Origin of the sequence: Sphingomonas longa (assembly GCF_016892685.1) — a bacterium.
Classification (GTDB): domain Bacteria; phylum Pseudomonadota; class Alphaproteobacteria; order Sphingomonadales; family Sphingomonadaceae; genus Sphingomonas; species Sphingomonas longa.
On the sequence record NZ_JAFEMC010000002.1, the window covers coordinates 136,706 to 149,256 of the forward strand.

Below are 12,551 nucleotides of genomic sequence, written 5' to 3' on the forward strand. Positions count from 1 at the left end.
GATGCGAAGGATCACGACTTTAACCCTGCTGATCGCGACCGGCGCGACGGGTGGTTGCGTCAACGTGACCGCGCCCGACAAGCCGATCGAGATCAACCTCAACATCAACGTGACGCAGGAAGTGGTGTATCGCCTCGACAACGATGCGAAGTCGCTGATCCAGCAGAACCCGGGGATTTTCTAAGATGAACGCCAAGTTCGTTATTGCCGCCGGCCTAGCGCTCGGCCTCGCCACCGCCGCCTCCGCGCAGCGCGACCCCGCCTATGCCGCGGCACGGTCGGCGGGGCAGGTCGGCGAGCAGCCGGACGGCTATCTCGGGATCGTCGGCGCAGCCTCGGGCGATCTGCGCGCGCTGGTCAACAGCATCAACATCCAGCGCAAGTCCGCCTACACGCAAAAGGCGACGGCGAGCGGCGCGACTGTCGAGCAGCTCGCCTTCACCAGCGGCTGCAACCTGATCGCGCAGACGGGCGCCGGCGAGAAGTACAAGGCTCCGGACGGCGCGTGGAAAACCCGCACTGCCGCCGCCCCGGACCGCGACCCACGCTGCGTGTGACGATCCGGGTTGGCGGGCTTTACGAAGACGGGGCCGCTGCCACCCAACCCGGTTGACTTGCCCGCCCCCCCTTTCTAAACGGGCCGCGCCTTGGCGGGGTCGCTCGCCGTTTGCGCGTTTTCTCCCCTGTTGAGGCCATTGGTTTCGGCCAAGATGGTTTCCGGCAGGGGATGGCGCGTGGCGGAAGACGACTCCGGACAGGACTTCGGCAAGGCGGAGGATCCGCGACTGACTTCGCTCGACGAGCGACTGCGTCAGGCGCGCGATACCGAAGCGGCGCGGTCGGGGGTGAAGAAGCAGGACACGGACCGGGGCTATAGCCAGGGCAACCGCGTCATCTCCGCCCTGATCGGGAGTCTCGTCGGCAGCGCGCTGATCGGCTGGTTGATAGACCGCTGGTTCGGCACCGCGCCCTGGGGTCTGATCGTGATGCTGTTCCTCGGGATAGCGGTCGCCTTCAGGCAAATTATTCGGATAGGTGGCGAGCGCCCGGAATAAACCGGGCGCTTGTCGTATGTGGAGCGCGAACGTGGCGGCGGCAGAAGGCAGCAAGATCGATCCGATGCACCAGTTCCTGATCGAGCCGGTGGCCGGCTCGCATTGGGTGGTGGGCGGTTACGACCTGTCGTTCACCAATTCCGCATTGTGGATGGTGGTGACGCTGGCGTCGCTGGCCGCGTTCATGATCGGCGGCATGAAGCGCGAGCTGGTGCCCGGTCGCTGGCAGGCGGCGGTGGAGGGTTTCACCGGCTTCGTCTCGGCGATGCTGGTGTCGAACGTCGGCCCGGCGGGCAAGCGCTTCATCCCCTACGTCTTCTCGCTGTTCATGTTCATCCTGTTCGCGAACATCCTGGGCCTGCTGCCGTTCGGTGTGGTGCCCGGCGTGCATCCGTTCACCGTGACCAGCCACTTGACGGTCACCGGCGTGCTGGCGATCATCAGCTTCGCGATCGTGCTGATCGTCGGTTTCGGGAAGCACGGCTTCCACTTCTTCTCGCTGTTCGTGCCGCACGGCACGCCCGTCGTGATGATCCCGCTGATCTTCGTCGTCGAGCTGATGAGCTTTCTGGTGCGCCCCTTTTCGCTGGGACTGCGACTGTTCGTCGCGATGACCGCAGGGCATATTCTGCTCAAGGTGCTGGCGGCGTTCGTCATCAACGGCATCAACATGGGGCCGGGCTATGTCGCCCTGGTCTCGCTGCCCAGCTTCGCGCTGATGGTCGGCATCACGCTTCTCGAACTGTTGGTCGCGGGCATTCAGGCCTATGTCTTCGCGCTCTTGACCTCCGTGTACCTCAATGATGCGGTGAATCTGCACTGATCGCCGGCGTTGGGCTGAATTTCCGACTTAACTTCCGACCTAATCTGACTGGAGTGAATATCATGGACGTTGATGCCGCAAAGATGATCGGCGCTGGCCTCGCGGCGATCGGTATGGGCCTCGCCTCGCTCGGCGTGGGCAACGTGTTCGCGAAGTTCCTGGAAGGCGCGCTGCGCAATCCGGGTGCCGCCGACAGCCAGCAGGGTCGCCTGTTCATCGGCTTCGCGGGCGCCGAGCTTCTCGGCCTGCTCGCGTTCGTGACGATGATCATCCTGGTGTTCGTCGCCTAACAACACCGGATGTCGCGCCGGGCGGATCGTCCGCCCGGCCGATATCGAAGGAAGCCGATGCCACAGATTTCCCAGATCGCCGCCACCTACGCGTCGCAGATCTTCTGGCTGCTGATCACCTTCGGCCTGCTCTACTTCGTGGTGGGCAAGGGGATGGTGACCAAGATCGTCGCCACGGTCGACGCCCGCGAGGCGAAGATCGAGGGCGATCTCGCTGCCGCCGAAGCCGCCCGCCGTCAGGCGGATACGGTCGAGGATGCGTGGCGGGCGCAGATGGAAGCGGCGCGCGTCGCGGCGGCGGCGGAAACCGCGGCGGCGAAGGCGCAGGCGACCCAGTCGGCCGAGGCCCAGGTCAAGGCGGCGGACGCCAGCCTTGCCGAGCGTCTGGGCCATCATGATTTCGCGATCGCCAACGCCAAGGCCGAGGCGCTCGCCAATCTGGACACCGTCGCGGCCGAAGCGGCGCAGCAACTGGTGGCCAAGCTGTCCGGTATCGACGTCAGCGTCGATCAGGCGGCGCACGCGGTTCGCGAGGTGAGGGCACATGGCTAATCCCGGTTTCAGCGCCGAGGCGGTGAACTCCACCTCTTTGACCGAGCGTCCGATCAAGGGCGAGGACGGGCTGGAGCATGGTACCGCCGGCACCGTTGCGGGCGGCGAGGAGCATGTCGCGTCGCCGACCGCGCTTGGGTTCGACTCGACCGGCTGGGTGGCGATCGCCGCGATCGTCGTGCTCATCATCATGCTGGTGAAGAAGGTGCCCGCCGCGATCGGCGGTATGCTAGACACCCGCATCGCCGCGATCCGTGCGCAGCTCGACGAAGCGTCGAAGCTGCGCGCCGAGGCCGAAGCGCTGCGCGCCGAGTATGAGGGCAAGGCTCGCGCGGCCGAAGCCGATGCGGAGACGATGCGCGCGCATGCCCATCAGGAAGCGCACCAGATCCTCGTCAAGGCGAAGGCCGATGCCGAGGCGCTGATGGAGCGTCGTGCCAAGATGGCCGAGGACAAGATCGCCGCCGCCGAGCGGTCGGCGATCGCCGAGGTGCGCGCCCGCGCCGCGGATGCCGCCGCCAAGGCCGCCGGCCTGCTGATCGCCGAGCATCACGGTGCCGATGCCGACCGCCGTATGATCGACCGCACGATTTCGGGGCTCGGCCGGCCGAACTGATCCGGACTTCGCGGTGCAGCGGAGCCCAATCGCCTGCTGCATCGTGTGCCCGGACGAGGGCGGACGAGTTTCAGATTCAAGGCAGACCGCCTCTTTCGGGTTTCCGGCGGTCCTGCTTCTGCGTTGAGCCCGTGGGAGGAACCCCGCGCATGTATTGGCTCATTCTCGCCGTCGCCGTCGTCACCGAAATCTGCTGGGCATTGAGCCTGAAATGGGCAGCGACCCTCGCCACGTGGCAGGCATCGAGCGTGCCCATCGTCCTCAGCTTCGTGAATATGGGCCTGCTGGCGCTGGCGATGCGCGGCCTGCCTGCGGGCACCGCCTATGCGGTCTGGACCGGCCTTGGTGCGGTCGGCGTCATCATCGGCGGCATCTTCCTGTTCGGCGACCGCGTGTCCGCGGTGCAGGCCGGCTTCATGACGCTGACCGTCATCGGCGTCGTCGGCACGAAGCTGTTCGCGCAAGCCTGATCGAGCGCAAGGGCTTCGGCCGCTGTGGGCCGTGAAACGCACGTTTCAGGTGTGGCGGTGCTACGCCGCGGCCGCGATTCGATTGGGCCCGCGCTAAGCTCGCCGCCGGAGCCGTTTGCGCTAGGCCAGTTCAAGCACAGGTGGGACTCAGGCTCCCCGAGGTATCGCTTCGCACAGGCCGCGATAAGCTTCAGCGAACGGGCGAGGAAAATCTATGTCGTGTCGCTATGCAGCAATATCTCGACCGCTGACAGTGAACACAAGTTCTGATCGAACAGGACGGTGATGCTTGATCCTGTTTATGGACTTGGCCCTGCGTACCCGATCGGGTTCGTGGTAGAACCTGTTCGACTCGACGTCGAGTTGAGTCGATAACAGGGGAAGATCAATGAAAACGATGCATAAGATGCTGCTTGGCGCTGCACTGTTGAGTGCCGCTCCGGCTTTTGCGACGGACTTTTCGTATACCGGGACGTTCCGGCAGGATGACAATGTCGCCTTTTTCGACTTCGTCGCAACCGGGACTTCGACCGTCACGCTGCGCAGTTTTTCCTATGCCGGTGGAGTCAATTCAGCCGGTGCGACGATCGCCGCTGGCGGGTTCGATCCGATCCTGACGCTGTACGACTTGGCGACGGGTAACCGCATCTCGTTTCAGGATGACGGTAGCGGAGTGCCCGTCGACCCCGTGACCGGCGCCCCCTTCGACGTGAATTTCTCGTCGACGCTTGCAGCGGGCAGCTATCGCGTCGCCCTCAGTCAGTACAACAACTTCGGTGGAGCGACTCTGAGCGACGCATTCGACCGTGCGGGGAGCGGCAACTTCACTCAAGCCTATTGCGATATGGGGATCACCGCACCGTTCTGTGATTTCACCGGTGCGAAACGCACAAGCGCCTGGGCATTCGACATCCTCGGCGTCGACACGGCGACCGGTCCCGGCGGCACTGTGCCGGAGCCTGCCACATGGGCGATGATGATCCTGGGCATGGGTGCGGTCGGCGGAGCGCTGCGTCGCCGCTCGGTCAAGGTCGCTTTCGCGCATTGATCGAGACGGAGGCAGGGCCGGAGGGGATTCCATCCGGCCCTGCGCCTACCTAGATAAGGGGCGATGTCGACGCCCACGCCAGACCGGTTCAACGAAGAAAACGCCACCTATGCGATCCGCGGCTCCGACACGCCCGATCTCGACGCGGGCGTGGCGGCAATCCGCAACGTGCTGAAGACGCTGCCGCAGCGGTCCGGCGTCTATCGGATGCAGGATGCGCGCGGCGACGTGCTGTACGTCGGCAAGGCGCGGTCGCTGAAACAGCGGGTCGCGAACTACACGCAGGTCAAGGCGCTGCCCAAGCGGCTTCAGCGGATGGTGTCGCAGACGCGGTCGATGACGATCGTCACGACCAACAACGAGGCGGAGGCGCTGCTGCTCGAGGCGCAGCTGATCAAACGCTATCGCCCCGCCTACAACGTCCTGCTGCGCGACGACAAAAGCTTCCCATTCATCCTGCTGCGTGCCGACACCGATTTTCCGCGCGTCCAGAAGCATCGCGGTGCGCGGCGGGCGGTCGGCAACTATTATGGCCCGTTCGCCAGCGCCGGCAGCGTCAACAACACGCTGAACGCCTTGCAGAAACTGTTCCTGCTGCGGTCGTGCACGGACGGGTTCTTCAAGACGCGCGACCGGCCGTGCCTGCTCTATCAGATCAAGCGCTGCTCCGCGCCGTGCGTCGGTCGCATCGACAAGGCGGGCTATGCCGAGCTGGTCGGCGACGCGAAGGACTTCCTCGCGGGCAAGTCGACGCAGGTGCAGGCGAAGCTTGGCGCGCAAATGCAGGCCGCGGCGGAGAATATGGATTTCGAGCTCGCCGCGTTGCTGCGCGACCGGTTGAAGGCGCTGACCTTCGTGCAGGGAACGCAGGCGATCAACGCGGAGGGCGTCGGCGATGCCGACGTGTTCGCGCTGGCGTGCAAGGACGGGCTGACGGGCATCCAGGCGTTCTTCATCCGCGGCGGCCAGAATTGGGGACACCGCAGCTTCTTTCCCGCGCACACGGCGGAGGTGCCGGAGGAGGAGGTGCTGGTCAGCTTCCTGACGCAATTCTACGAGGATGTGCCACCCGCCCGGCAGATCCTGCTCGACCGCGAGTTGGGTGAGGCGGAATTGCTGGCGCAGGCGCTGGGCGATGCTGCTGGCTACAAGGTCGTACTGTCGGTGCCGCAGCGGGGCGACCGCCGCCGCCTGATGGAGCAGGCCAAGCGCAACGCGATCGAGGCGCTGGAGCGGCGTCTGGCCGAATCGACGACTCAAGCGAAACTGCTGCGCGAGGTCGCCGAATTGTTCGACCTGCCGGAGCCGCCCGACCGTATCGAGGTCTACGACAACAGCCACATCCAGGGCACCAACGCGCTGGGTGCGATGGTGGTCGCCGGGCCGGAGGGGTTCCGCAAGGGCCAGTATCGCAAGTTCAACATCAAGGGAAACGAGGCGCGGACCGACGACGATTTCGGCATGATGCGGGAGGTGTTCCGCCGCCGCTTCGCCCGCCAGCTGGAGGAGGCGCCCGACCGCGATGACTCCACATGGCCGGACCTCGTCCTGATCGACGGCGGCAAGGGTCAGTTGAACGCGGCGAAGGCGGTGCTGGAGGATCTGGGTATCGAGGATGTGTGCCTCGTCGGCGTCGCCAAGGGGCCGCATCACGGCCGCGACGGGCGCGAGGTCTTCCACATGATGGATGGGCGCGAGTTCCAGTTGCCGGTCAACGCCCCCGTGCTGTTCTATCTCCAGCGGCTGCGCGACGAGGTCCACCGCTTTGCGATCGGCGCGCACCGGGAAAAGCGCGCCAAGGCGATCGGCGCGTCGCCGCTGGACGAGGTGCCGGGCATCGGCCCGGCGCGCAAGAAGGCGCTGCTGATGCATTTCGGCACCGGCCGCGCGGTGCGCAACGCCAGCCTCGACGACCTGAAACGCGCGCCGGGCGTGTCGGCGGCCGTCGCGCAGCAGGTGTACGACTTCTATCACGCGCACTGAACGAGCTGATCTTCAGACGGGCATCTGCACCGGAACAGCACAGCATCAGCGATTGCGGTGTGCCCCCGACCGGCTAAGCTGGGATCAGGGATTTGGGGGCAGACATGGTTCGGTACGGGTTGCTGGTGGGGGCGTGCATGGTTGCGGCCCCCGCATTCGCGAGTGAGACGCCGCTGTATCAGGCTGCGCCGGCCTGGATAAAGGCCGCTACGCCGATCGACGCGGCGAAGCTGGATGCGGCATCGCCCGTCATCGTCCTGTTCGACAACCAGCAGCGGCTGGAGGGCGGGCAGGTCTGGTCCTATGTCGACACCGCCACGCGCATCGCCTCGCCGGAAATGCTGACGCAGGCGGGTACGCTGACCGCGTCGTGGCAACCCGATCAGGGCGACCTGATCGTCCACCGCGTCCAGATCCTGCGCGGCGGCGAGACGATCGACGTGCTGGCGGGCGGCAAGCGCTTCACCGTGCTGCGGCGCGAAGAGCGGCTGGAGCGGCTGGAGATGAACGGCGTACTGACCGCGACGCTGGCGGTCGAGGGGTTGCGGCTGGGCGACGTGCTGCGCCTGACAATCTCGACGACGAACAAGGATGCGGCGCTCGGCGGCAAGGTCCAGACGATCGCGCAGCTTCCCGTCGCGCCGGTCCGCGCGGGCCTCGCCCGCATCCGCCTGACCTGGCCCGAGAAGGATGCGGTCCAGTGGAAGACCTATGCGGAAGGAGCGAAGCCGCTGGTCACCACCGCGGACGGGTACCGCGAGGTGACCTTCGACGGCATCCTTCCGAAGCAGCCCGAACTGCCGAACGATGCGCCGGTCCGTTTCGTCCGTCCGCCGATCGTGGAGGCGACGACCTTTGCCAGCTGGTCGGCCGTGTCGCAGACGATGGCGCCGCTCTATGCCACCGCCGGCCTGATCCCGGCGGGCAGCCCGCTGGCCACCGAAGTGGCGCGAATCGCCGCGGCGACGCCCGACCCGCTGAAGCGGGCGGCGCTCGCGCTGGAGCTGGTGCAGGGCAAGATCCGCTATCTGTTCAACGGCATGGCGGGCGGTAACTACACGCCGCAGAAGCCCGCCGACACGTGGTCGCTGCGCTATGGCGACTGCAAGGCGAAGACGCTGCTGCTGCTCGCCATCCTGCACGAACTGAAGATCGATGCGGAGCCGGCGACCGCGCCGGCGCAGGCGGGCGACGTGTTCGACACGCGCCTGCCGTCCGCGGCGGCGTTCGACCATATCATCGTCAAGGCGAACGTCGCCGGCGAGACGCTGTGGCTGGACGGTACGATGAACGGTGTGACGCTGGCCGACATCCATGACGTACCGACGTTCCGCCATGTCCTGCCGATCCGCGCGGCGGGGTCCGACCTCGTCGAGGTGCCCTTCCACCCCGATGCCCGGCCGGAGGTCGAGGCGGCGGTCGAATACGACCAGCGGGCGGGCGTGTCGCTGCCGACGCTGGTGACCGTGACGATGAAGGTGCGCGGGCAGAGCGGGTCGATGATGAACCTCGTCGCGCAGCAGGCGACGCCGGATCAGAAGCGCGACATGGTGCAGAAGGTGGTCGGCAATATCGTGTCGAATGCGCGGCTGACCGACCAGTCGCTCGCCTATGACCCCGTCACCGGCGTCGCCACCGTGACTGGGCGGGGCATCGTGTCCAGCCCGTGGGGGAAGGAGCGGGGCCGCTGGCGCACGGCGCTGGACGGCACGATGTCCGACATCAACTTCGCGCCCGATCGCGGCCGGGCGGCATGGCGCGCGATCCCGGTCGCGGTCGGCCCGGCGAAGCGGATGGCGATGCACACGCGCCTGTTGCTGCCGCAGGGGGGCAAGGGCTTCGTGCTGGAGGGCGACCAAAGTCTCGACGAGGTGATCGCCGGCCGCCGCATCGTGCGGAAGAGCGCGCTGGCGGGCGATGTCGTCACGATCGACGACGAACTCGCCACCGTCGCGCCGGAGATCGCACCCGCCGACATCCCCGCCACCCGTGCCCGGGTCGCGCTGGCCAAGACGCGGACGTTGCAGGCGGCGGCGCCGGTCGATCTGCCATCCCGCTTCCAGGTCGTGGCGGAGGCGCGGCGATCGGGCGCGCTGAAGCCGATCCTCGCCGCCTATGCGAAGTCGATCGCCAACGATCCGGAGGATGTCGCGGTCTACATCAACCGCGCCAGCTTCCTCGCGAACACCTACGACCGGCCCGCCGCGATCGTCGACCTGACCAAGGCGCTGTCGATCGAACCGACGATCGATACCTATCTGTGGCGGGCCGGCCTCTATGAGCAGGGGGGTGAGAAGGCGAAGCAGCAGGCTGATCTCGACGAGGCGCTGAAGCTGGACCCGTCGTCGTTCGCGGCGATCAACACGATGGCGCGCTACCGCCTCGACGCGGGCGACAAGGATGCCGCGATCGCGATGATCCAGGAACGGATCGATGCCGGCGGCAAGGAAGCGGGCGACTACATGGCGGCGAAGGCCGACCTGCTCGCCCGCGCGGGCGATGGCGACGGCGCGCTGGTCGCGATCGACGAGGCGGTGAAGGACAATCCGGGCAGCGCACAGCTGCTGAATTCGCGCTGTTGGATCAAGGGCACGCTGAACGTGCAGCTCGACACCGCGCTGAAGGATTGCACGCGCTCGATCGAGCTCAGCGAGAGTCGGGTGTCGGCCCTCGATAGCCGGGCGATGGTCTATTACCGGATGAACCGCTTCGATGATGCGTTGGCGGACCTGACCGCGGCGCTGGACGATGCGCCGGAACTCGCCGCCAGCCTGTACATGCGCGGCATCATCCGCGGAAAGCAGGGCGCTGCACCAGAATCGAAGGCCGATCTGGCCTCCGCCCGCCTGATCTCGCCGTTGATCGACCGGGATTATTCGCGCTTCGGGATCAAGCCTTAGCGTCGGTGGGGGCGGTCGGCCCGGTGATCCGCCACCGCCTTTGCGCTTTCTTCACCAACCGCCCGTACGCATACGGTCATGACGACCCCCGTCTTCCTCACCGTCGACACCGAGTTCGCCTGGCGTCACCACAGCGCCGGCCACGATGTCGACGGCATCTACAGCCGATCGCTGGAGCCCGCCGGCGTTGGTCTCTCTTATCAGCTCGACAGGCTGGCGGAGCACGGGCTGAAGGCGTGTTTCTTCGTCGATCCGATGCCGGCGATGACGTTCGGCCTCGCCCCCGTCCGCCGGATGGTCGACACGATCCTGGAGGCCGGGCAGGAGGTGCAGCTCCACCTCCACCCCAACTGGACGGCGGCGCGCGCGGGCGACCGGGGCGCCGCACATGCCCGCTTCGCGCTGCATGAATATGGCTATGCGGAGCAGCGCCATTTGATTGCCGGCGCGACCGACCTGCTGATGGCGGCGGGAGCGCCCGCGCCGATCGCGTTCCGCGCGGGCTCCTACGCCGCCAACGACGACACGCTCGCGGCCTTGGCGGATTTGGGCTTCGTCTACGACAGCAGCCACAATGGCGCGGAGCCGGACAGCCTGATTTCGCTGCCACGCCGCCATATCGCCCCGGTCGCGCGCGAGGTCATCGAGGTGCCGGTGACGGTGATCGAGGACGCGCCGGGCAGCCTGCGCACGTTCCAGCTCTGCGCGCTGTCTTCCGGCGAAACCTATGACGCGCTGGAGCATGCCGCCGTCGCGGGCCACGCCGCGGTGACGATCGTCAGCCACGGTTTCGAACTCGCCAATCGCGCCGGCACCCGCGCCAACGGCGTCCACGTCCGCCGGTTCGAGGCGCTGTGTGCGATGCTCGCCGACCTGCGCGACGTGCTCCCGACCCACCATTTCGCCGACGACATGCCGCTGAAGCTCGACCGCGACGACCGTCCGCTCGCCCCCGATGCGCTGCGGACCCGCTGGCGGCAGGCGGAGCAATTGTGGTCGAACCTGGTGGAGGAGCGCGCCGCGTGAGCGCGTTATGAGCCAGGCCGGCGCGTTCCGGCTTCAGGTCGGAGCCCGCACGCTTGCGACGATCCCGCGCCGGCTGGTGCGTGTCGGCCTGTCGCTCGACGCGGCGCTGGCCGGGCAGATGCCGGTGTTGCCGCCGCTGGGTGACGCACACGGCTATCGCATCACCTCGTTGCCCGACACGGTTGCCGCGTGCGGCCTGCTCCCGGACCGGCTGCTCCGCCACGTCCAGCAGCGGTACGTCCGGCGCTGGACCGACCTGACGATCGGGCACGACGCGTGGCTGGCCGGCCTGTCCGCCAATGCGCGGTCGGGATTGAAGCGCAAGGGCAGGAAGCTGGCGGGCGAAGGCCGGCTCGACATCCGTCGCTATCGCGACCGGGACGGCATCGCGGTGTTCCACGCGCTTACCCGGCCGCTGTCGGCAACGACCTATCAGGAAAAGCTCCTCGACGCCGGCCTGCCGGAGAATCCCGCCCCACTGTTTGCCGCCGCCGATCGGGACGAGGTGCGCGCGTGGCTGATGCTGATGGACGACCGGCCGATCGCCTATCTTTGCTGCACCGCCGAGGGGACGGCGCTACGCTACGATTACGTCGGGCACGATCCGGCTTTGGGCGCTTGGTCGCCCGGCACTGCCCTGCACGCGCAGGCAATGGCCGACCTGTTCGCCGAGAAGCGCTTTACGCGCTTCGATTTTACCGAAGGCGATGGCCAGCATAAACGCCTGTTCTCCACCCGCGGTGTGGCTTGCGTCGACCTGCTGCTGCTGCGGCCAAGCATCGCGAACCGGGGAGCGCTGGGGGTGCTGTCCGGATTCGAATCCGGGGTCGGGCTGGCGAAGCGGCTGACGGCGGTGCCGGTGTTGAAGCGGCTGGCGGATCGGGTTCGGCGGTAAGATCCTCCCCGGCGGCGAAGCGGTGGAGGGGCAGCCACGGGCGAAACGGCTCGTAACTGCCCCTCCGTCATGCCTGCGGCGTGCCACCTCTCCGCGAACGAGGAGGATTAGCTTCAGCCTGCTCCCGCAACCCGCTACACCGGCGGGCATGCACCTGCTGACCGACGCCATCGTCCTCGCGACGCGCGCGCATGGCGAGCATGGGCTCGTCGCGCGGGCTTTGACGCGTGACGACGGCGTCCAGCCCGGTTATGTCCGCGGGGGTCGGTCGCGGCGGCTGCGGCCGGTGCTGCAACCGGGCAACACCATCCGTGGCGAGTGGCGGGCGCGGACCGCGGAGCAATTGCCTGCGCTGACCGTCGAGCCGTTGCACAGCCGCTCCGTCCTGCATGCCGAACCGCTGCCCGCCGCCGGCATCGCCTGGGTCACCGCGCTGACCGCGATCGCGCTGCCGGAGGCGCAGCCCTATCCGCGGCTGCACGACGGCCTCGACGCCGTGTTGTCGGCGATCGAGGCGGCTCCGGCTGCGCGGGGGTGGGCGGGAACGTTGGTGCGGTACGAGCTGCTGCTGCTCGCCGAACTCGGCTTCGGGCTCGACCTGTCGGGCTGCGTCGTCACCGGCACGACGGGCGATCTCACCTTCGTCAGCCCCAAGAGCGGCGGCGCGGTCAGTCGCGTTGGTGCAGCGGGGTATGAGCGTCAACTGTTCCCGCTGCCCGCATTCCTGATCGACGGCGGTCAACCGGATGGCGGCGATCTCCTTGCCGGACTGGCGATCACCGGGCACTTCCTGACCCGCGATATCCTGACGGATCGGCGCGCGGAGCCGCTGGCGGCGCGCGAGCGGCTCGTCGATCGGCTGAAGAGGGCGGTTGCGTGACCGCGTCGGTGTC

The 12,551-nt window shown here is 67.3% G+C and carries 14 protein-coding genes; all 14 read left to right on the forward strand.

Annotated elements, in window-relative coordinates; genetic code table 11:
* Nucleotide 1: 1 nt before the first annotated feature.
* Nucleotides 2-184 (forward strand): YnbE family lipoprotein, encoded by a 183-nt coding sequence (locus ILT43_RS06675; RefSeq protein ID WP_204196837.1) that lies wholly within the window; start codon nucleotides 2-4, stop codon nucleotides 182-184.
* Nucleotide 185: 1 nt separating this feature from the next.
* Nucleotides 186-557 (forward strand): YdbL family probable chaperone protein, encoded by a 372-nt coding sequence (locus tag ILT43_RS06680; RefSeq protein WP_204196838.1) that lies wholly within the window; start codon nucleotides 186-188, stop codon nucleotides 555-557.
* Between the two features lie 90 nt (nucleotides 558-647).
* Nucleotides 648-1,055 carry an AtpZ/AtpI family protein gene (locus ILT43_RS06685; RefSeq protein WP_204196839.1) on the forward strand — a complete coding sequence of 136 codons (408 nt, stop codon included), beginning with the start codon at nucleotides 648-650 and terminating at the stop codon, nucleotides 1,053-1,055.
* A gap of 16 nt (nucleotides 1,056-1,071) precedes the next feature.
* Nucleotides 1,072-1,878 carry a F0F1 ATP synthase subunit A gene (locus ILT43_RS06690; protein WP_055848563.1) on the forward strand — a complete coding sequence of 269 codons (807 nt, stop codon included), beginning with the start codon at nucleotides 1,072-1,074 and terminating at the stop codon, nucleotides 1,876-1,878.
* 62 nt (nucleotides 1,879-1,940) lie between these two features.
* Entirely contained in the window at nucleotides 1,941-2,168 is a 228-nt protein-coding gene (locus ILT43_RS06695; protein ID WP_055848881.1) for a F0F1 ATP synthase subunit C, read from the forward strand.
* A 57-nt stretch (nucleotides 2,169-2,225) separates the two neighbouring features.
* On the forward strand, nucleotides 2,226-2,720 hold the full coding sequence (locus ILT43_RS06700; RefSeq protein WP_055848566.1) for a F0F1 ATP synthase subunit B family protein: 495 nt from the start codon (nucleotides 2,226-2,228) through the stop codon (nucleotides 2,718-2,720).
* A complete protein-coding gene (locus ILT43_RS06705; RefSeq protein ID WP_204196841.1) occupies nucleotides 2,713-3,336 on the forward strand; it encodes a F0F1 ATP synthase subunit B family protein in 624 nt (207 codons plus the stop codon). Before ILT43_RS06700 ends, ILT43_RS06705 begins: the two co-directional genes overlap by 8 nt.
* A 149-nt stretch (nucleotides 3,337-3,485) precedes the next feature.
* The gene (locus tag ILT43_RS06710; protein WP_204196842.1) at nucleotides 3,486-3,806 is read left to right on the forward strand and encodes a DMT family transporter; all 321 of its coding nucleotides are present in this window, start codon (nucleotides 3,486-3,488) and stop codon (nucleotides 3,804-3,806) included.
* A gap of 388 nt (nucleotides 3,807-4,194) precedes the next feature.
* The gene (locus ILT43_RS06715; RefSeq protein WP_204198768.1) at nucleotides 4,195-4,854 is read left to right on the forward strand and encodes a DVUA0089 family protein; all 660 of its coding nucleotides are present in this window, start codon (nucleotides 4,195-4,197) and stop codon (nucleotides 4,852-4,854) included.
* A gap of 63 nt (nucleotides 4,855-4,917) precedes the next feature.
* Nucleotides 4,918-6,837: an excinuclease ABC subunit UvrC gene (gene uvrC / locus ILT43_RS06720; RefSeq protein ID WP_204196843.1), complete on the forward strand. Its 1,920-nt coding sequence runs from the start codon at nucleotides 4,918-4,920 to the stop codon at nucleotides 6,835-6,837.
* A gap of 104 nt (nucleotides 6,838-6,941) precedes the next feature.
* Nucleotides 6,942-9,737, forward strand: coding sequence for a DUF3857 domain-containing protein (locus ILT43_RS06725; protein WP_204196844.1), 2,796 nt, complete (start codon nucleotides 6,942-6,944; stop codon nucleotides 9,735-9,737).
* A 78-nt stretch (nucleotides 9,738-9,815) separates the two neighbouring features.
* The gene (locus ILT43_RS06730) at nucleotides 9,816-10,763 is read left to right on the forward strand and encodes a polysaccharide deacetylase family protein (RefSeq protein WP_204196845.1); all 948 of its coding nucleotides are present in this window, start codon (nucleotides 9,816-9,818) and stop codon (nucleotides 10,761-10,763) included.
* 7 nt (nucleotides 10,764-10,770) lie between these two features.
* Nucleotides 10,771-11,658 (forward strand): GNAT family N-acetyltransferase, encoded by an 888-nt coding sequence (locus ILT43_RS06735; RefSeq protein WP_204196846.1) that lies wholly within the window; start codon nucleotides 10,771-10,773, stop codon nucleotides 11,656-11,658.
* Nucleotides 11,659-11,806: 148 nt separating this feature from the next.
* Entirely contained in the window at nucleotides 11,807-12,538 is a 732-nt protein-coding gene (gene recO, locus ILT43_RS06740) for a DNA repair protein RecO (RefSeq protein WP_204196847.1), read from the forward strand.
* The last annotated feature ends 13 nt before the right edge of the window (nucleotides 12,539-12,551 follow it).